Source organism: Pseudoduganella sp. R-31 (assembly GCF_049913235.1).
Lineage (GTDB): Bacteria > Pseudomonadota > Gammaproteobacteria > Burkholderiales > Burkholderiaceae_D > Rugamonas.
Genome location: NZ_CP183986.1, coordinates 2,022,974 through 2,039,084, shown reverse-complemented (window position 1 = coordinate 2,039,084; position 16,111 = coordinate 2,022,974). Strand labels below are relative to the sequence as shown.

Here is a 16,111-nt window from a genome sequence, read left to right as displayed (position 1 = left end):
TCTCCCTTGTTAACTTCTTTTTTAACGAACCTGCTTTGACACCTCCCAGTCCAGCACACGCACCGGTTCTGCCGGCCGCTGCGCAACGCCCTCCCCGTCCACTTGCGACGCCTTCTGAACGAACAGGCTCAGGATGCCGCGCGATTTCCACAACTCGCTGTCGAACGTCGGCTCCCATTCGCCGACCGAAGTTTCGGACAAGTCGTGCACAGACCACTGGAAAGACTGGAAATCCTCGATGACTGCGACCGACACCTTGCTGCCGCGCTCTTCGTCGCGAAATACCACCAGGCCGCCTTTATCGGCCAGCAGCAACTGCGGCCGTGCCATCGGAATACGTTTGGTGCCGCCGCCTGACAGGCTGAAAGCCGTCTTGTGCAGCGGTAGGGTGCGCGCTTCCCAGCGCTGCCCCGTATTGAATACCACGCGGTACTGGGGAATCGCGCTGCCGGCATCCCGCCAATATGTCGCGATATAAGGACGGCCTTCCGCATCGGCGGCCATCGAAGTCTGGTTGATCAGCTCACTGCCCTGCGGGATGCGCAAGGCATATTCCGCGCTGGCCGCAGTAATGGGAAGCCTGTATGGCGTCCCGTCCGAATGTTCCCAGCTCTTGCCGCCGTCGCGCGAGCGGGCATAGGCCAGGTCATGGTTGCTCGCCACGTCCGGCGACTCGCGCCACACCCAGGACAGGTGCAGCACGCCGCGGCCGTCGGCGTGCGCCTGCCAGTACGCGTTGCGCCGGCCCTCGCCGTCGATCAGCTTGTCCTGCAGGCGTTCCCACTTCGCGCTGGCGTGGCGATAGCGGTTCATCACCAGGTTGCCGCGTCCCGACGCGCCATCGCGGTACAGGAACAGCAGGTCGCCATCGGGCAGGCGATAGAACTCTGGATAGCTCACGGCCTGTTCGTCGCGCCCCACCATTGCCAACGGGTCGCCCAGTTCCAGTCCACCCGGCGCCTTGCTGCGGGCATAGCGCAAGGGATTGTCGTGGTGGTCCCAGGCCACGTGCAGGTAGCCCGCCCCGTCAACCATGATGCTGATGCCGTTGTGCGCGTCCTCGGCCTTGCCCCGGAATGGGCTGCGCTGGACCGTCCAGTCGCTGCTGTCCACACGCCGCCTGGCCAGCACCACGTAGCGCTCGGCGTCGTAATAGGCGGCGTACTGCATGCCATCATGCGTAACGAGGGAATTCTTGCGGAATACGGTCACGTTGACCGAATTATTGGCCCATCCGGGACCAATGGTGGATTGCTTGATGTCGATTGCTTGCGCGGCCGGAATGCACAGCGCGGCCAGCATCGCCGCAGCTATTGCCTTCCATTTCCTCGCGAATGATTTCATGGTCGAGTTGCAATCGTTAAATAAGCCGAAATCATTCTATGCAATTAGAAATATGAAACCTATATATTCTTTCGAAGTTTCTAGATCAAAAGCATATAGCTCATTTCAGTACTTATAGCCGGGCGCGCTGAAAAGTCCAGGAGGGGTAGCATTCTGGAATGGCTAAGGACGGCAAACAGCAGCTCGACCATGCGGTCGACGATCTTGAACATGAGGTGCCGAGCAAGGCGAAGCGCTTCATCGAATGGGCGCGCTCGGACCGTGCACGCTGGGTGCGGATTCCCCTCGCCCTGGCGTTGATCGCAGTCGGAATACTTGCGCCGTATATGCCGGTGGTTGGTGTGGAAGACGTGCCAATCGGCTTGCTGCTGCTGTCCTACGACATTCCCTTCCTGCGCAAGCCGATGGCGGCCCTCATCGAGTGGCTGATCGGCCTGTGGCGGCGGCTACGGGGCAAGTCAGCTCAGCGCCGGTCCTGATATGCGGCAGCCATGCGCTCGGCGGTCTGCTTGATTTCTTCCCGCAGGTCGGCCGGTTCGAACACCACCACGCCATCGCCAAAACCCAGCAGCCACCAGGTCAGTGCGCGGGTTCGCGGTACAGTGGCGATCAGGCGCAAATGGTCTGCCGATTCGCTGTACAGCACCTGATCCTTGCTCAAAGGTGTTTCAGCCAGGTGTTCGCCGGCCGCGCGAGCGAACACCGCTTGCAGGCGGATCTCGCCGCCGTTCGCAATGCCGAACTGTCCTTCGGCAATGAAGGCATCGATATCGAAGCCGGCTTTGCGGCGCGCCGGCAGGAACAGCATTTCCGCCTGCTTCACACGATGCAGCGCAATCGTGCGCGCATCCTCATAATCGGAAAACATGCAAACCAGGTAGACCGTGCCGGCCTTCTGCACGATGGCCAGGGGATGCACCGATTCGTAGACAGTCGGCGCGCTGCCATCGCGCTTCTGGTAATGCAGCTTGAGCTGTCGATCCTTCATCAGCGCATCGTAGACCGTGCGCTGGCATTGCTCGTCCACTTCCGCCGGCAGCAAAGGCTGCGCCGACGGAATGCTGCGCACCTTGCCAAGCCATGCCTTGGTTTGCGTGCTTTCATCAATTGCCGCCAGCGTCTGGGCCGCTGCGGAAAAGTGCGGCTGCAGCGCATCCAGTGTCGAAGGCGGAAGCTGCCGGTGCAGGTACTGCTCCACCATCGTCAGCGTCAGCGCTTCCGGCACCGACATTCCGGGCAGGCTGAAAATTGCGCCATCGCGCCGCCAGCTCCATTTGAATGGCTTGGCCGATTCATCGACCATCAGCGGAAACACCGATTCCAGCGCCTTCAGGTCACGTTCGACCGTGCGCTTGTCGATCGGGTACTCCGCCTGCGCCAAGCGTTCGGTAATCTCTGCGGCCGTAATGCTCAATGGTGCGCGCGGCACCAGCCGCAGCATATTCCATTGCCGGAACATGGAGTCCTTGGAAGCCATCCGATGAATGCTCAGTTATCAAGAATTTCATTGTAGCAATTATTTAAGCCGCGCGCCCCGCATGCCGCTTGGCGTCACGACGATCTCCCACACATCCAGCTCCTCCAGCCGCCCGGCCAGTGCGCAGGCGCGCCGGTAGCCAAGCCGGAACCGGACTTGCAAGCGCGATACCGGACAGGCCAGCAAGCCGCCGCGCGCCGCCTCCAGCGCACGCACAAAATCGATGGCCCCTGCGATCTCGTTCATCGTGAATTTCCCGTCTCCCAAACTGCGCTCCCTCTATTCAATGAAGATGCCGCAGTATCGGGCGCGCTTCCGACAGCCCATGTCGCAGACGCTGCGACACAATCTGTCGCAGCGTCTGCGAAAATAGGCGCAAGGAGGAAAACATGAAGCTAGTCGTTGCCATTTCATCGCGCGCCCTGTTCCAGCTGGACGAGAGCCATGCCATCTTCGAATCCCAGGGCGTGGCGGCGTATTGCGCCCACCAGCGCGAAAACGAACATGTGGTGCTGGAGCCGGGCCCTGCCTTCAACTTGGTGCGCAAGCTGCTGGCCCTGAACAAGGGCGCGCCGGCATCGCCGCTGGTGGAGGTGGTGCTCCTGTCGCGCAACAGCGCCGACACCGGCATCCGCATTTTCAACTCCATCGAGCACTACCAGCTCGACATCAAGCGCGCCGCCTTCTGCTCCGGCGCCAGCACGCACCGTTATGTGGAAGCCTTCGGCGCGCAGCTATTCCTGTCCACCAACCCGGACGACGTGCGCGAATCGCTGGCCCAGGGCCACGCCGCGGCAACCATCCTGCCTTCGCACCGTGAAGACGACACCGGCCAGTTGCGCATTGCCTTCGATGGCGATGCAGTGCTGTTCTCCGACGACTCCGAGCGCATTTACAAGCAGCTTGGCCTTGACGCCTTTGCCCGTAATGAACGGGAAGCAGCGCACAACCCGATGCCGGGCGGCCCGTTCAAGAACTTCCTCGGGGCACTGCACGCGATCCAGGCGGCGCATGGCGCCGACGATGCGCCAATCCGCACTGCGCTGGTCACTGCCCGCTCGGCGCCGGCGCACGAACGCGTGATCCGCACCTTGCGTGCCTGGGACATCCGCATCGATGAAGCGCTGTTCCTCGGCGGGATGCCCAAGGGTGCGTTCCTCAAGGCCTTCGGCGCCGATATCTTCTTCGACGACCAGACCATGCACTGCGATTCAGCGCGGGAGTTCGTCCCAACCGGGCACGTCCCCTACGGCATCGCGAATGCCGCTGTCGCCGGGGAAAATTGACAGCACCTGCAGGAAGCTGGCTTCCGGTGCGGCGCTGAGCTCCAGCAGTTCGCCCGTCGCCGGGTGCCTGAACGACATGCCGACTGCCGCCAGCATCAGGCGGCCAAAGCCGAAGCGCTCGGCGAAATAGCGGTTATGGCGCCCCCGTCCATGATTGGCGTCGCCGATGATCGGATGGCTGATGTGCTTCATATGGCGCCGCAACTGGTGGCGACGGCCGGTTTCCGGGAACAGCTCGACCAGGCTGTAACGGCTGCTGCTGTAGCCTTCAATCGCGACCGGGATTTCCGTCGTCGCCAATCGGCGGAAGCGAGTCACTGCCTCGCGTATCGGCGCCTCCTCATCCTTGCAGCGGCGGTCCTCCGGCTCTTCCCGCAGCGGGTGGTCGATAAGGCCTTCTTCCGGCGCCCAGCCGCGCACCATGGCGAGGTAGCGCTTATGCACGTCGCCCGCCATGAGAGCCTTGCCGAGCACACTGGCCGTTTGCTGGTCGCGCGCAAAGACCAGCAAGCCGGAGGTCGGCCGGTCCAGGCGATGCACGGCGTAGACGTACTCCCCGCCATTCATCTCGCGCGCATACTGCAAGGCGAATTCGGTTTCATGCGGATCGATCGGGCTGCGATGCACCAGCAGGCCGGCCGGCTTGTGCACCGCCAGCAGCCATTGGTCGCGGTAGATTTCTGTGAGGGGATTCTGTTTCATTGCAGGCGGTATTCTCCCACAAGCACGGTCCTGCACAGGCTCGTTCTGAGTATTGTGCAGTTGGATATGCCGAAACCTTCGTTCACTTGGGTGATGGCTGCGGCGTAGACTGGGCTCCCCCGTTATCCCGAGGAGCCTCAAATGCGCTACCCAGCCTTGAATGACTACCTGGATCGTCTTGCGACCGACGAGACGCCATCCAGCAGCCTGCGCCTAAGCGGCGACGACGAAGTACAGGGACATATCTTCAACTGCTGGCTGGGAAGCGCCTTCCACCCGCTCCGCGAACTCGGAAGCGGAAATGTAAGCGGCTATGCCGGCCGCGTACGAGCCGTCACGGACGAAGACCAGGGACTGCCTTTGTGGACCTACCTCGATGGCGCAGCAAGCGACGACGAGTCCGTTGCCTTGGATCGCATGTGCCGCACGCTCCACGCAATCAATTTCTTCAGCAAGGAAACCGTCGACGGCCAGGCATTGCACCTGAATGTGCATGACCGCCTTCTCAGCGCCGTGAGCAGCAACCACGGCATGGCGTTCCGCCGCATCCTCGACTCCCTGGGCCTGCCGCTGGACCAGATCGTCCTGCAACTGCCCGCAGTGAATGCGCGGCAGAACTGGATGCTGAACTACGTCGCCGACAATTACCGCCGCAACGGCTTCCGTATATCAGTGAAAGTCGCCACCCCATCCCAGTTACCGGCCGTCCTCGGCCCAGCACGGGTCGACGCCATACGCATCGCCAGCCTGCACGGGGCGGGCGCCGCCGAACTGACGCAAGTCCTCGCACAGGTCGCATCGCTGAACGTGCAAGTGCTGGTCAAGGACGACACTCCCGCCCTGCGTGAAGCAGCCGCCCGCACCGGCGCACAGGTGCTGGTGCAGGACAACGCAAGGCGCGGGCCTGACCGCCTCGCCGCCTAGCTTATGGCAGCACCACAAAATTCCCCAGGAATGAACGCGCCGACGGGGTGTCGAGCCGATAAATCACATTGCTTTGCACGCAGGGCGTATCGCCAGTGATGGTGGTACCAGCCAGCATCTTCGATTCGGCCGTGCCGCTGCCAAAGAAGTTCGGACCGCCTGAATCGCCGTAGCAGGTGCCGCCATTGCCGACCGCATTGTTCTGCGACAGCCGCAACCAGCTATCGTTTAAGGTGCCGAAGCCCGACACCGACCATTCACGCGTATCCTGGTAGGCGATGGTCCAGCCGCCCTTACCGTCGAAAGTCCGTTCCTGGCCACCGTAGCCGACCGCCGTATAGCTGGTGTTGGCCAGCAGGCCGTTGGCTTTCAGGGTATCGAACAGGCCCAGGGTGGGCAACTGCGCAGGCGCCACGTCCGGAATCGGCCGGTCGAACACGATGACGGCAATATCGTGCGGATCATTCTGCTGCGCGCGGTATTCGGGATGAGCGTGATACTGCCCCATGTACATGAGCGCCGAATTCAGCACCTTGCTGTCGAACGTCACCTTCACCGTTGCCACGCCGGGATTGCAGTGCGCAGCCGTCAGCATGACGGTCGGGCTGATCATGGTGCCGGTACAGAACGCGTAAGCCGTACCCTTGCTGTCGTAATCGACCAGGGCCCCGACCTGCGGGTGCTTGCTGCCGTCGGCCTGGCCGTAGGTGATTGCCTGGGCATGGGCGGCGGCCAGCAGGGCCAGCGCTGCAAATGAACACTTCATCATAGTGCGTCATCTCCTTGGAAAGGCCCTCGTGAGGCCTGGTTATGGACGATATTGCATGCAAATCTTGCAATCCGACGCACCGGCGTGTCAATCCGAACACAGTACGCGCGTTAAGAAGACGTTAAAACGCTGTTTTCTTGCTACGCTCTTGGCCATGCTGCCAATCCTCCCCTACCGCAAACCCCAGTTAGGCCGTGACTACTGGGTGCAGGACGACTTCCTGCCCAACGCCGAAGAAATCGCTCAGCGCTGCTACACCCAGGAATACTGGGAACTGGGCGCGCCCTACGCCAACGAGCCCTGGCCCGGCAAGCGCACACCGAACGCGCTTACACCAGCCGAGATGGAGTACGTGGAAACGTGGGTGAAGAAGATGACCGGCGCCAAGCGCCTGTGGCAGGAAGCGACGCCCGAAGGCACGTCGTTGAACCACAACTACGCGCAGCTGGTTGGCATGCCCGATTCCGGCGCACGCCCGCACACCGACTCGACCAAGCTTTGCCGCTACGCCAGCGTGATCTACCTGACGCCGGACCCCGATCCCGATTGCGGAACCTCGTTCTACCGCCAGCGCCAGCCTAACGGCACGCTGGGCGGCAACCTGTGCATGCCGCCGCATGCCAACCTGCGCGAAGCCTTGAAGGTAAAGGGCCTGCCTCCGGAAGCATGGCAGGAGGACGTGCGCGTGGAGAATCGCTTCAATCGCATCCTGCTGTACAAGGCAAACCTGGTGCACTCCGCCACCGGATACTTTGGTTTCGACCACGCAGACAAGCGCCTGACGGCGGTCTTCTTCTGGATGGCCTGAGCCGATAGCCCCAACGCCTGGCGGTAACCCGCCAGCACTCCGGCCTGCAATGATCCAGGCTTAAGGGCCGGCAGCGTTCATGAGGTTTGTGCGCAGATTGACGATCGCCTTTTGCAGCACACGGAACTCCTCAGGCGACAGTCCGGCCGCCTTTGCCGTCGTCTCGCGATAGTCAAAGGCTTTCTCCCGCAGCTGGCGCCCAGCCTCGGTCAACGATACGCGCACACTGCGTTCGTCCTCGCTATCACGTTCCCGCGTTACGTAGCCCATCGCCTCGAGCCGCTTCAGCATCGGCGTCATCGTGCTTGGCTCGAGGAACAGCTTCTCGCTCAAGCCCTTGACAGTCTGCTTGTCCTCTTCCCACAGGCAGATGATGGTGACGTACTGCGGATAGGTCAGCCCAAGCTCCTCCAGCACGGGCTTGTACACGCGCGAATACGCCAGGTTGGTTGAATAAATGGCAAAGCACATGAAGTCGCCGAGCCTGGCCCTATTGCTCATTTGACACCCCGCTCAAATTAATTATCGAAATAATGATTATCGTACTTGAAAAGCTGCGCAGACCGGGATATAGTTATCTCACAAATCATTATCTCGATAACGAATTTTGGAGCACGCAGATGAAAAAGCACATCGTCGCCGCCTTGTTCGCCCTGGCCAGCACGCAACTCTCCTTCCCCGCCGCAGCCCAGGCTCAGGCCGAAAAACCGGCTTTGGCTACCTTCGAGGCCATCAAGCAGATCGACGCCGGCCCGCTGAATGTTGGCTATGTGGATGAAGGCCCGGCCAATGGCCCGGTCGTGTTCCTCCTGCACGGCTGGCCTTATGACATCCACAGCTATGCCGAAGTGGTCCCGAGGCTGACCAAGGCAGGCTACCGCGTGATCATTCCGCACCTGCGCGGTTACGGCACGACGCGTTTCCGCGATCCGAATGCCGTACGCAATGGCGAACCTGCCGCGCTGGCCGCCGATACGGTGGCACTGATGGATGCACTGAAGATCGACAAAGCCATCCTGGCCGGCTACGACTGGGGCGCGCGTACCGCCGACATCGTCGCCGCGCTGTGGCCGCAGCGCGTGAAAGGACTGGTTTCGGTCAGCGGCTACCTGATCGGCAGCCAGGAAGCCGGCAAGAATCCCCTGCCCCCGAGCGCAGAACAGCAATGGTGGTACCAGTTTTATTTCGCCACGGAGCGCGGCCGCATCGGCTACGAAAAGAACCATCGCGACTTCGCCAAATTGATTTGGCAGACCGCATCACCGCAATGGCGCTTCGATGACAAGACGTTCGACCGCAGCGCCGCCGCTCTGGAAAATCCGGACCACGCCGCGATCACGGTCCACAACTACCGTTGGCGCCTCGGCTTGGCACAGGGCGAAGCGCAATACGAAGCAATGGAAGCGCGGCTGGCGACCTTCCCTGCCATCACCGTGCCGACCATCACCATGGAAGGCGACGCCAACGGCGCACCGCATCCCGATCCGGCGAGCTATGCGAAGCGCTTCACCGGCAAATACAAGCACCTGCTGATCTCGGGCGGCGTAGGCCACAACCTGCCGCAGGAAGCACCGCGCGCCTTCGCCGATGCCGTGATCGCAGTCGACCATTTCTGATTCCCCCCAACCAACCGAAAGGAACACACACCATGAACAAGATTGAGAACGTTCTCTACACCGGCAAGACCCGCACCACCGGCGGCCGCGATGGCGCCGCACGCAGCAACGATGGCCGCCTCGACATCAAACTTTCGCCACCAGGCTCCAACGGCCCGGGCACCAATCCGGAACAGCTCTTCGCGGCCGGCTGGTCGGCCTGCTTCATCGGCGCCATGGGACGCGCGGCCAAGGACAAACGCGTGCTGCTGCCAGCCGATACGGCTGTCGACGCTGATGTCGACCTGGGTACCAATGAGGGCGGCTTCCAGCTGCAGGCACGCCTCAATGTGAGCTTGCCTGGCCTGGCGCGCGAAGTCGCGCAAGAGCTGGTTGAGACTGCGCACCAGATTTGCCCGTACTCGAAAATGTCGCGCGGGAATATCGATGTGGCCATCAACCTGGTATAAATCGATAAGAATGAAAAGGCCGCCCATCAAGGCGGCCTTTCTCCAGATGCGCACTATCTATGCATTGACGTCACCCCGCCCTAACGGACGGGGATTCCTGCTTCCAGCGTCACACGTCCGCGACGGCATACGGCATTGATCACACCAGAGTGCAGTTCCAATGCTTTGCTGCTGCCGGTAGTCAGCTTGAACGGGCTTGCAGATCAAGCAGCCCGCGCGCGCTCCGGGATCGGCTGGAATCCCCGCGCGGATTTTGTTTAAAGGCTTCGCCGCACTTGATTGTTTCCTATTAAGCAAGATATGATGATAATGAAAAGTAATTATTGGCAACTTTCACGACGCACCTGCATTTCGCCCGAGCGCCGTAAGGCGGAAGCGAAAAATTTTGCAACCGAGCGAAAGACGCTCACGACAAAGGATCGACACGCATGGCAAACGATTTGGACGAAGTAACTGGCCCGGTCAATGAGGATGGGCGCGATATCAACGTCATCAGCAAGCAAATCCCCGTTCAAATTGGCATCGGGTCGCTGATCTTCGAAATCGCCCTGTGGACTGTCATTCCGGCAATCGGCGCCCTGGCACTGCTGACCGGCGCATTGCCGCGGGAATACTGCCTCGGACTCCTCGTTTTGGGTACCCTGCCCGGTTTGATTTTCCTGTTCATGAAGATCAACGCCCTGGCGTACCTGCGCAAGCTGCAGCAGAAGATCCAGGCCGATGCGTCGGAGATCGACAATTACCTCGAGCAGCGCGTCGTCATCCTGAACAATGTGGTTGGCCTGGTTGCAAAAGCAATCGACCTGGACAAGGATGTCATGAAGTCGGTAGCAGCTTACCGGAGCGGACACAATGCCGATGCTGAACGCAACCAGGCTTCCCAGCAAATCGACAGCATTTTTTCCCGCATCAGCTTGGCCTGCGAGTCCTACCCGGACCTGAAAGCGCAAGCCGTCATCGCGGATGCCATGCGCCAGAACAGTTACCTTCAAAAGGAGGTTACCGCGGCTCGCACGCTCTATAACGACACCGTCGCAATGTGGAACCAGGACATCTTTGCCTGGCCGACCAAGCAGATCGTTGCGGCGCGCGCAGGTTATACCACGCGCATTCCTTTCACTGCCTCCGCCGAAACCAAGGCAGCTGCACGGAGCGTCTTCTTTTGATCGACGACGTCCATGAACCATTGGAGCAGTATTCTTCCCAGTTCAAGACTGCTCACGTCCAGAACACGTCGGACTTTTTCGAAGACCTCGTACGCCGTTCCGGGGTAGACGAGAACGCAAACATCAAGACGGTGCAGGAACTACGAAAGCTAGAAACGCAGGCTGCGGGCACGGGTTCCAGCAACAGATGGTGGCGGATTCTGCGCGGCATCACCATCGCGGCCATGCTGCTGGCGGCGCTCTACGTCTTCGCCAATTACCAGTGGCCGTGGCTGCTGGTTCCAGCAGTCCTTTTTGCCCTTGCAATTTATAAGCTAAACCGCATCATCAACGACTCCGACGCCCAGCTGAATCACTTGCGGGAAGCCTGTGACGAGAAGCGTGCACTCGCGTGGGGCCAGATGGCGCCATTGAACCGCCTGTTCGACTGGGATATCGTGGCCAAGCTGGTGCAGAAAACGGTGCCTCGCATCGCATTCGACTCGTATTTCAGCAACGGGCGCATGGAGGAGCTGCGAAACAGCTTTCGCTGGTCCGGAAACCTGGGCGATGACCAATCCATCGTGTTCTCCCATAGCGGCATACTGAACGGCAATCCCTTCATTCTTGCGCGAACGTTGTCGCACTGGATGGGCAGTAAGACCTACCACGGCTCCCTCCATATCACCTGGACAGAACAGCACCGTAATTCGGAAGGTAAATGGGAAACGCGAACCCACCACGATACACTGCATGCGTCGATCGAACGTCCGCTCCCCGAATACGCATACCGGACCTTCATCGTCTACGGTAACGAAGCAGCGCCCGATCTCGTGTTCAGCCGTAGCCCGTCGGAGCTTTCCAAGCTGGACGACGGCTTATTCGACAAGTGGCGGAAGAATCGCGCCATCAAGAAGCTTGAAGCAAAGTCCCGTGATGTCAACGATGGAAGTGCCTTTACGGTAATGGCCAATCGGGAATTCGATGCACTATTTGGCGCCACGGACCGGAATCATGAAGTGCAGTTCCGGCTGCTGTTCACGCCGTTGGCGCAGCAGGAAATGCTGAAGCTACTCAAGGATAGCCAGATTGGTTATGGCGACACTTTTGCGTTCGACAAAGCGCACATGATCAACGTCCTGGAATCGGGGCATATGCAACAAACCGATATCAGCGGCGCGCCGGAAAAGTTCCATGCCTACGAACTCGCGCAGGCACGGAGGTTCTTCAATGGCTACCACAACGATTTCTTCAAGTCGTTCTACTTTGGGATCGCCCCGTTGCTTGCCATCCCGCTGTACCAGCAGCATCGGTCGCACGCGGACATTTACAAAGACACCTACTCGCAAAAACCCTGTTTCTGGGAGCATGAAGCGATTGCCAATTACCACGGGGAGACGACGTTCAACCATCCGGATTGCGTTTCACGCAGCATCCTGAAGACATCCACGCAAGAGGAGAGCGATGGATCCCAGAAAGTGCACGTGACGGCCAGCGGCTTCGGAAGCGTTGAACGGATCCATTACGTTTCGGTCCACGGTGGAGATGGCCGTTCACATCAGGTCCCTGTTCATTGGGACGAGTATTTCGAGGTCCAGAACAGCGCCACCATGCTGGTAAAAGAAGTGGCGCCACCGAGCGACGCGTCAGGCGAGGCCGCTAAGGACGCGCATGGCATCGACTTACCGCCGGCGTTTTCGCAGCGCGGCATCGATGCCGGGAAGACTGTCCTGCGCAGATCGATTGTTTCGGCGGTATTGTCTGATTAGAGCCTTCGACGGATGGCGTTGGCAGAAACCAGGCTATCCAATCAGTGTCAAGGGGAGCCCATGCACCAGAAGTGCGGGAAACATGGGGGCATGATTTCACCCTAGCGACGTTTACGTGCATTTCTATCAACTTTTCCACACTCGACTATGGATCCAACGGGACTCCTGACTTGGCATCCAAGAACAGGGCCTCCACTTATCGGTGGAGGATTTTCTACATAACATATGCCATAATTCCACATAACGTACTTCAAGAATATTTACAACCATTTGATTACACAGCAATTTTTTTCAATAATTTGAGTTACCTCCTACCGGCCTGCTTAGATAATCAAACCTTCGGATATGGATAGCCCCAAGTTTGAGCACTTCGATCTCCAGCTCTACAACCCGGCGTACGACTCGCCGCTCGTCGATGTTGTAACTGAGCTGGAATACTTAAGGCGACTGCGCCTCGAGGGCAGTACCCCTGAAGGGGTGTTTTTTCAATTGAAACACATCTTTCACATGCTCGAAAGTCTCGGGTCCGCGCGAATCGAAGGTAACCACACTACCCTCGCCGACTACGTCGAGACTACGGTTCTGGGGGGCGACGAGAGCGATCAAATCAAAGAGATCTCGAACATTGAACGGGCAATGCAGTTCGTCGAGGATGTCATGGAACCTGGGGCTCCGCTGACTGAAACGTTTATTCGTGAACTCCATAGCATGACCGTCGACGATCTGAAGCGCGAGGGAGACAAGACCCCAGGCGCATACCGCGAAGGTCCAGTCAAAATCGCGAAGTCGAACCATTTACCGCCGGATGCGCTGTCTGTTCCGCAGTACATGCGGGAGCTTACCGATTTCGTCAACACACCCGCGAAACAGAAGTACGACTTGATCAAGGTTGCACTTGCTCATCATCGCTTTGGATGGATACACCCATTCTCCAACGGCAATGGCAGGGTCGTACGCCTGATCACCTACGCACTGCTGATCAAGTACGGATTTAACGTCAAGGAGGGCGGACGGGTGCTGAATCCTACTGCAGTTTTCTGCAATGACAGGGAACGCTATTACCAGATGTTGAGCGCAGCGGACACGGGAACGACCGATGGGATCGATACGTGGTGTACCTACGTTCTTGAAGGCATTCTGCTCGAACTCCAAAAAGTCGACAGGCTGACCAAGTACGAATACCTTCAGCAAAAAATCCTTCACCCTGCGCTAGCGATCTCGCGCGAGCGACAGCTCATCACTATTGACGAATACCATGTGCTGGCAGAGGTGGTTCGCCTGAAGACCGCGAAGTCCGCAGATCTCCAAAAAGTGATGCCAGCACTTAATGATGCGCAGAGGACGTACCAAATTAAAAAGCTGGTCGCTGCCAAGATGCTTCAACCAATCCATCCCAACGCAAGACAATACGCGATCTGCTTCACCAACAACGTTTTGCTTCGCGGCGTCATCAAGGCCCTGACAGATGAGGGCTTCGTTCCGAATTCACTGGAAGCCGGGTAAGGGAGAGCGCGAGCCCAGTGCTCGCCCAACTTAAAATAAAGGCCTTTGAAATGCAAAATGCCAGCTAATCTAGCTGGCATTTTCTTTAAGTGCTTCAAGCACTAGGTGTCCTTGGCGGAGAGAGGGGGATTCGAACCCCCGATAGGCTATGAACCTATACACGCTTTCCAGGCGTGCGACTTAAACCACTCATCCATCTCTCCTGCATTCTCACGCTGATCGCGAGAGGCCCGAATTATAGCAGCGTTTCTGGAGAGTGCAAAGGTTTTCTCCTGAAACCGGTAAACCAGTGTCAGACCCATTGGGTCTGACACCGCCTACTCAGGCTTAGGAGGTTTCTTTCAGCTGCTCGAGGATGGCTGGGTTTTCCAGGGTGCTGACGTCCTGGGTGATCGCTTCGCCTTTGGCCAGGACGCGCAGCAGGCGGCGCATGATCTTGCCGGAACGGGTCTTCGGCAGGTTGTCGCCGAAGCGGATCTCTTTTGGCTTGGCGATCGGGCCGATCTCCTTGCCTACCCAGTTACGCAGCTCGGTGGCGATCTGCTTTGCTTCGTCGCCGGTCGGGCGGGCGCGCTTCAGCACCACGAAGGCGCAGATCGATTCGCCGGTAGTTTCGTCCGGCTTGCCGACCACGGCGGCTTCGGCCACCAGCGGGTTGGCGACCAGCGCCGATTCGATCTCCATCGTGCCCATGCGGTGGCCCGACACGTTCAGCACGTCGTCGATACGGCCGGTGATGGTGAAGTAGCCGGTTTCGGCGTTGCGGATTGCGCCGTCGCCTGCCAGGTAGTATTTGCCGCCCAGTTCTTCCGGGAAGTAGCCGGCCTTGAAGCGGTCCGGGTTGCCCCAGATGGTGCGGATCATCGATGGCCATGGGCGCTTGACGACCAGGATGCCGCCGCTGCCGTTCGGTACGTCGTGCCCTGCTTCGTCCACGATGGCGGCCATGATGCCTGGCAGAGGCAAGGTGCACGAACCCGGAACCATCGGGGTGGCGCCTGGCAGCGGAGTGATCATGTGGCCGCCGGTTTCGGTCTGCCAGAAGGTGTCGACGATCGGGCATTTCTCGCCGCCGACGTTCTTGTAGTACCACATCCAGGCTTCCGGATTGATCGGCTCACCCACGGTGCCCAGCAGGCGCAGCGAGGAGATGTCGAAGTTCTTTGGATGGACTTTCGGGTCCACGTCGGATGCCTTGATCAGCGAGCGGATCGCGGTCGGTGCGGTGTAGAAGATGTTGACTTTGTGCTTGGCGATGGTTTCCCAGAAGCGGCCGGCGTGCGGGAAGGTCGGGATGCCTTCGAAAACAACCTGGGTCGCGCCGACGGCGGTCGGGCCGTAAGCGATATAGGTGTGGCCGGTGACCCAGCCGATGTCGGCGGTGCACCAGTACACGTCTTCCGGCTTGATGTCGAAGGACCACTTCATGGTCAGCGCTGCCCACAGCAGGTAGCCGCCGGTCGAGTGCTGTACGCCTTTCGGGGTGCCGGTGGAGCCGGAGGTGTACAGGATGAACAGTGGATGCTCCGCTTCCACCCATTCAGGTTCGCAGGTTGCGGCCTGGCCCTCGACCAGGTCATGCAGCCAGATGTCGCGGCCTTCGGTCCAGGCAATATTGCCGCCGGTGCGCTTGTACACCACCACATTCCTGATGGTGTCGCAGCCGCCCATGGCCAGCGCCTCGTCGACGATGGCTTTCAGCGGCAGCTGTTTGCCGCCGCGCAGTTGCTCGTCGCAGGTCAGCACGGCGACAGCGCCGGCGTCGATGATGCGCTCTTGCAGCGACTTGGCGGAGAAGCCGCCGAATACGACAGAGTGGGTGGCGCCGATACGGGCGCAGGCCTGCATGGCAGCCACGCCTTCGACCGACATCGACATGTAGATCACGACGCGATCGCCCTTCTTGATGCCGCGCGCTTTCAGGCCGTTGGCGATCTTGCAGGTCTTGTCGTGAAGTTGCTGGTAGCTGACGCGGGTCACCTGGCCGTCGTCGGCTTCGAAGATGATCGCGGTCTTGTCGCCCAGGCCGTTCTTGATATTGCGGTCCAGGCAGTTGTAGGAGACATTCAGCTTGCCGTCTTCGAACCATTTGTAGAATGGGGCGTTGTCTTCGTTCAGCGTGCGGGTGAAGGGCGTTTGCCATTCCACGTGCTCGCGCGCCAGTCGCGCCCAGAAGCCTTCGTAGTCGCGCTCCGCTTCGTCGCACAGCGCCTTGTATGCGTCCATGCCCGATACGGCAGCCTTTTCGACAAATGCCGCTGGCGGCGCGAAAATACGCGATTCCATTGGTCCCTGTTGGTCTGCGCCCTGGTTGGTCAT

General features: G+C 59.7%; 16 protein-coding genes and 1 tRNA gene. 9 read left to right on the top strand and 8 right to left on the bottom strand.

Annotation, left to right across the window (positions count from 1 at the left end; genetic code table 11):
* Positions 1-21 precede the first annotated feature (21 nt).
* A complete protein-coding gene (locus tag ACN9MY_RS09270) occupies positions 22-1,344 on the bottom strand; it encodes a BNR repeat-containing protein (protein ID WP_426321877.1) in 1,323 nt (440 codons plus the stop codon).
* Between the two features lie 158 nt (positions 1,345-1,502).
* On the opposite strand from ACN9MY_RS09270, the gene ACN9MY_RS09265 reads away from it, so the two are divergent.
* Positions 1,503-1,823, top strand: a complete 321-nt coding sequence (locus tag ACN9MY_RS09265; RefSeq protein WP_426321875.1) for a hypothetical protein — start codon at positions 1,503-1,505, stop codon at positions 1,821-1,823.
* Here ACN9MY_RS09265 and ACN9MY_RS09260 read toward each other — a convergent pair.
* Together ACN9MY_RS09260 and ACN9MY_RS09255 are read right to left on the bottom strand one after the other, a co-directional pair.
* A complete protein-coding gene (locus ACN9MY_RS09260) occupies positions 1,808-2,821 on the bottom strand; it encodes a helix-turn-helix transcriptional regulator (RefSeq protein WP_426321873.1) in 1,014 nt (337 codons plus the stop codon). The two genes, ACN9MY_RS09265 and ACN9MY_RS09260, sit on opposite strands and share 16 nt — an antisense overlap.
* Positions 2,822-2,860: 39 nt before the next feature.
* Positions 2,861-3,067, bottom strand: a complete 207-nt coding sequence (locus ACN9MY_RS09255) for a hypothetical protein (RefSeq protein ID WP_426169977.1) — start codon at positions 3,065-3,067, stop codon at positions 2,861-2,863.
* Positions 3,068-3,210: 143 nt separating this feature from the next.
* Between ACN9MY_RS09255 and ACN9MY_RS09250 the strand changes: the two genes are divergently transcribed.
* Positions 3,211-4,107, top strand: a complete 897-nt coding sequence (locus ACN9MY_RS09250; RefSeq protein ID WP_426169974.1) for a 5'-nucleotidase — start codon at positions 3,211-3,213, stop codon at positions 4,105-4,107.
* Here the strand turns inward: ACN9MY_RS09250 and ACN9MY_RS09245 are convergent.
* The gene (locus ACN9MY_RS09245) at positions 4,033-4,809 is read right to left on the bottom strand and encodes a pseudouridine synthase (protein ID WP_426321870.1); all 777 of its coding nucleotides are present in this window, start codon (positions 4,807-4,809) and stop codon (positions 4,033-4,035) included. The two genes, ACN9MY_RS09250 and ACN9MY_RS09245, sit on opposite strands and share 75 nt — an antisense overlap.
* 141 nt (positions 4,810-4,950) lie before the next feature.
* On the opposite strand from ACN9MY_RS09245, the gene ACN9MY_RS09240 reads away from it, so the two are divergent.
* Positions 4,951-5,733 carry an EAL domain-containing protein gene (locus tag ACN9MY_RS09240; protein WP_426337183.1) on the top strand — a complete coding sequence of 261 codons (783 nt, stop codon included), beginning with the start codon at positions 4,951-4,953 and terminating at the stop codon, positions 5,731-5,733.
* 1 nt (position 5,734) lies between these two features.
* Here the strand turns inward: ACN9MY_RS09240 and ACN9MY_RS09235 are convergent, their stop codons facing one another.
* Positions 5,735-6,502: a S1 family peptidase gene (locus ACN9MY_RS09235; protein ID WP_426321866.1), complete on the bottom strand. Its 768-nt coding sequence runs from the start codon at positions 6,500-6,502 to the stop codon at positions 5,735-5,737.
* Positions 6,503-6,656: 154 nt separating this feature from the next.
* On the opposite strand from ACN9MY_RS09235, the gene ACN9MY_RS09230 reads away from it, so the two are divergent.
* Positions 6,657-7,310 carry a DUF6445 family protein gene (locus ACN9MY_RS09230; protein WP_426169964.1) on the top strand — a complete coding sequence of 218 codons (654 nt, stop codon included), beginning with the start codon at positions 6,657-6,659 and terminating at the stop codon, positions 7,308-7,310.
* A gap of 60 nt (positions 7,311-7,370) precedes the next feature.
* On the opposite strand, the gene ACN9MY_RS09225 is transcribed toward ACN9MY_RS09230, so the two are convergent.
* On the bottom strand, positions 7,371-7,811 hold the full coding sequence (locus ACN9MY_RS09225) for a MarR family winged helix-turn-helix transcriptional regulator (RefSeq protein ID WP_426169962.1): 441 nt from the start codon (positions 7,809-7,811) through the stop codon (positions 7,371-7,373).
* A 119-nt stretch (positions 7,812-7,930) separates the two neighbouring features.
* Between ACN9MY_RS09225 and ACN9MY_RS09220 the strand changes: the two genes are divergently transcribed.
* The 5 genes from ACN9MY_RS09220 (at position 7,931) to ACN9MY_RS09200 (ending at position 13,792) form a co-directional block, all read left to right on the top strand.
* Positions 7,931-8,926 (top strand): alpha/beta fold hydrolase, encoded by a 996-nt coding sequence (locus tag ACN9MY_RS09220; protein ID WP_426321863.1) that lies wholly within the window; start codon positions 7,931-7,933, stop codon positions 8,924-8,926.
* A gap of 32 nt (positions 8,927-8,958) precedes the next feature.
* Positions 8,959-9,375, top strand: a complete 417-nt coding sequence (locus ACN9MY_RS09215) for an organic hydroperoxide resistance protein (protein WP_426321861.1) — start codon at positions 8,959-8,961, stop codon at positions 9,373-9,375.
* Positions 9,376-9,803: 428 nt separating this feature from the next.
* Positions 9,804-10,541 (top strand): LemA family protein, encoded by a 738-nt coding sequence (locus ACN9MY_RS09210; protein ID WP_426321859.1) that lies wholly within the window; start codon positions 9,804-9,806, stop codon positions 10,539-10,541.
* Positions 10,538-12,289 carry an MAG1210 family protein gene (locus ACN9MY_RS09205; RefSeq protein ID WP_426337182.1) on the top strand — a complete coding sequence of 584 codons (1,752 nt, stop codon included), beginning with the start codon at positions 10,538-10,540 and terminating at the stop codon, positions 12,287-12,289. The genes ACN9MY_RS09210 and ACN9MY_RS09205 overlap by 4 nt, the downstream gene beginning before the upstream one ends.
* 345 nt (positions 12,290-12,634) lie before the next feature.
* A complete protein-coding gene (locus ACN9MY_RS09200; protein WP_426321855.1) occupies positions 12,635-13,792 on the top strand; it encodes a Fic family protein in 1,158 nt (385 codons plus the stop codon).
* A gap of 112 nt (positions 13,793-13,904) precedes the next feature.
* Here the strand turns inward: ACN9MY_RS09200 and ACN9MY_RS09195 are convergent.
* Together ACN9MY_RS09195 and acs are read right to left on the bottom strand one after the other, a co-directional pair.
* A tRNA-Ser gene (locus ACN9MY_RS09195) sits at positions 13,905-13,995 on the bottom strand.
* Positions 13,996-14,119: 124 nt separating this feature from the next.
* Positions 14,120-16,078, bottom strand: a complete 1,959-nt coding sequence (gene acs, locus ACN9MY_RS09190) for an acetate--CoA ligase (RefSeq protein ID WP_426337181.1) — start codon at positions 16,076-16,078, stop codon at positions 14,120-14,122.
* Positions 16,079-16,111: the final 33 nt, after the last annotated feature.

Coding starts and splice junctions, on each gene's coding strand:
- ACN9MY_RS09235 (WP_426321866.1), bottom strand. CDS start 6,502: ATGATGAAGTGTTCATTTGCAGCGCTGGCCCTGCTGGCCGCCGCCCAT.
- ACN9MY_RS09245 (WP_426321870.1), bottom strand. CDS start 4,809: ATGAAACAGAATCCCCTCACAGAAATCTACCGCGACCAATGGCTGCTG.
- ACN9MY_RS09270 (WP_426321877.1), bottom strand. CDS start 1,344: ATGAAATCATTCGCGAGGAAATGGAAGGCAATAGCTGCGGCGATGCTG.
- acs (WP_426337181.1), bottom strand. CDS start 16,078: ATGGAATCGCGTATTTTCGCGCCGCCAGCGGCATTTGTCGAAAAGGCT.
- ACN9MY_RS09225 (WP_426169962.1), bottom strand. CDS start 7,811: ATGAGCAATAGGGCCAGGCTCGGCGACTTCATGTGCTTTGCCATTTAT.
- ACN9MY_RS09250 (WP_426169974.1), top strand. CDS start 3,211: ATGAAGCTAGTCGTTGCCATTTCATCGCGCGCCCTGTTCCAGCTGGAC.
- ACN9MY_RS09200 (WP_426321855.1), top strand. CDS start 12,635: ATGGATAGCCCCAAGTTTGAGCACTTCGATCTCCAGCTCTACAACCCG.
- ACN9MY_RS09230 (WP_426169964.1), top strand. CDS start 6,657: ATGCTGCCAATCCTCCCCTACCGCAAACCCCAGTTAGGCCGTGACTAC.
- ACN9MY_RS09210 (WP_426321859.1), top strand. CDS start 9,804: ATGGCAAACGATTTGGACGAAGTAACTGGCCCGGTCAATGAGGATGGG.
- ACN9MY_RS09265 (WP_426321875.1), top strand. CDS start 1,503: ATGGCTAAGGACGGCAAACAGCAGCTCGACCATGCGGTCGACGATCTT.
- ACN9MY_RS09215 (WP_426321861.1), top strand. CDS start 8,959: ATGAACAAGATTGAGAACGTTCTCTACACCGGCAAGACCCGCACCACC.
- ACN9MY_RS09240 (WP_426337183.1), top strand. CDS start 4,951: ATGCGCTACCCAGCCTTGAATGACTACCTGGATCGTCTTGCGACCGAC.
- ACN9MY_RS09260 (WP_426321873.1), bottom strand. CDS start 2,821: ATGGCTTCCAAGGACTCCATGTTCCGGCAATGGAATATGCTGCGGCTG.
- ACN9MY_RS09220 (WP_426321863.1), top strand. CDS start 7,931: ATGAAAAAGCACATCGTCGCCGCCTTGTTCGCCCTGGCCAGCACGCAA.
- ACN9MY_RS09255 (WP_426169977.1), bottom strand. CDS start 3,067: ATGAACGAGATCGCAGGGGCCATCGATTTTGTGCGTGCGCTGGAGGCG.